This window comes from Brevundimonas sp. (genome assembly GCF_036405315.1).
GTDB lineage: Bacteria > Pseudomonadota > Alphaproteobacteria > Caulobacterales > Caulobacteraceae > Brevundimonas.
In genome coordinates, this window is sequence record NZ_DASWXW010000001.1 from 1 (window position 1) to 1,826 (window position 1,826).

Annotated in this window: 3 protein-coding genes; all 3 read right to left on the minus strand. The window is 71.0% G+C overall.

Annotated elements, in window-relative coordinates:
- Positions 1 to 1,016, minus strand: a 1,016-nt coding sequence (locus tag VGE49_RS00005) for an Hpt domain-containing protein (RefSeq protein WP_331032541.1), incomplete at its 3' end; no start/stop codon positions are given.
- Positions 1,017 to 1,041: 25 nt separating this feature from the next.
- Positions 1,042 to 1,407 (minus strand): response regulator, encoded by a 366-nt coding sequence (locus VGE49_RS00010; RefSeq protein WP_207823099.1) that lies wholly within the window; start codon positions 1,405 to 1,407, stop codon positions 1,042 to 1,044.
- Positions 1,404 to 1,685 (minus strand): STAS domain-containing protein, encoded by a 282-nt coding sequence (locus VGE49_RS00015; RefSeq protein ID WP_331032542.1) that lies wholly within the window; start codon positions 1,683 to 1,685, stop codon positions 1,404 to 1,406. Before VGE49_RS00015 ends, VGE49_RS00010 begins: the two co-directional genes overlap by 4 nt.
- Positions 1,686 to 1,826 lie beyond the last annotated feature (141 nt).

A 1,826-nucleotide genomic window follows, 5' to 3' on the forward strand; every position in this document is an offset into this window, starting at 1 on the left:
GCGACGACAGGAGCCGGAGCGGCGACGACCACCGGTTCAGGGGCGGCGACGACCGGAGCGGGCGCAGGCGCCTCGACCGGGGCGGCGGCCTTGGCCAGCAGGGCGGCGATGTCGAACTCGGGCGCGGCGGGGGCGGCGTCCAGAACCGGCAGCGGCGGCAGGGCGGCCTCGACGGGCGCCGCCTCGCCCGCCATGCGGGTGATGCTCAGGTCGCAGTCCATCTCGACGAAGTCGAAGACGTCGCGAACGTCGGCCTCGGCGGCGTCGCCGGACAGGACGATGGTCCAGATCAGATGGGCGTCCTCGGCGTCCAGCGCGTCCAGCGACGGCAGGCCGCTGGCGTCCAGCTCGACCGAGGTCGGGCCCAGACGCGCCAGTTCGCGCAGCAGCAGGCTGACGTCGTTGGCGCTGGCGTAGAGGCGCGGATGCGGGCGGAAGACGATGCGCCAGCCGGCCGAGGGCGCGGCGGTCGGCGCGGCCAGATCTGGCAGGTCGAGCGGCGGCAGATCCAGCGACGGCAGCTCGGCGGGGGCGCCGAAGTCGGCGATATCCAGGGTCAGAGGCGTGAAGCCGAAGTCGTCTTCGTCCTCGACGGCAGCGGCCGGTGCAGCAGCGGCGGCGACGCCGTGGGTCAGGACCTCCAGCTCGGCCACCAGACCGGCCGAGCGCGCGGCGTCGACGGGCGCGCCGGTTCCTTGCGCGGCGGCGATGTGGTCGGCCAGGACGTCGGAGGCGCGCAGCAGGGTCTTGACCGTGACGTCGTCGCATTCCTTACGGCCCGAGCGCAGCTCGTCCATCAGGGTCTCGAAGACGTGGGCGAAGCGCACCAGGTCTTCCAGGCCGAAGGCCCCTGCCCCGCCCTTGACCGAGTGGACGGCGCGGAAGACGGCGTTGATCGTCTCGATGTCGCCTTCGCCGGTCTCCAGCGCCAACAGATTGGCCTCCAGGTCGCCCAGCAGTTCGCTGCACTCCTGGAAGAAAGTGACCTTGATGGCCTCGAACGGATCATCGCTCATGGGGGAAATCCTCAGTCCTCGAGTCTTAGGCCGCGACGCGACGGACGGCGTCGACCAGCTTGGCCGGGTCGAAGGGTTTGACGATCCAGCCGGTGGCGCCGGCGTCGCGGGCGCGCTGCTTCTTGGCGGCGTCGCTCTCGGTGGTCAGGACCAGGACCGGGGTGGCCTTGTGGTTGGGATCGGCGCGCATGCCCTCGATGAAGCCGAAGCCGTCCATGCGAGGCATGTTGATGTCGGTGATGACGATGTCCGGGCTTTCGGCCTGGAGCACCTCCAGACCGTGGACGCCGTCCTCGGCCTGAACCACGCGATAGCCCGCGTCCTTCAACGCCAGCATCAGCATGTCGCGCATGGTGCGCGAGTCATCGACGGTGAGAACGGTCTTGGTCATGCGGCTTCGCCTTGCATAGCGAGATCGGAGGCGGAGGCGCCCAGGGCGCTCCATTGGGAGGCGAAGGCCTCGGTGACATTGACGAAGGTCAAAGTCTGACCGTCGGCGCGCCAGGTCTGGAGCGCCGACAGCAGGACCTGCAGGCACAGGCCGCCCAGGCGTTCGACGGCCGAGGCGTCCAGCGCCGTCTCCTGACCGCGCACGGCCAGGAGTTGCGCCTTGAGGGGGTCGGCGGCGCGCAGGTCAAGCACGGCCGGAAGCGCGATCAGGATCGACATCAGAACTCTTCCCAACCGTCTTCAGCGGGTTGCGCCTTGAGGGCGGCGCCGCCGCGGCCGACGGTCTTGAGAGCGGCGACGGTCTGGGCCACCGGCTGCGGGGCGCGGGGCGCCGCGGGGGCGGCCGTGGCCGGGGCGGGC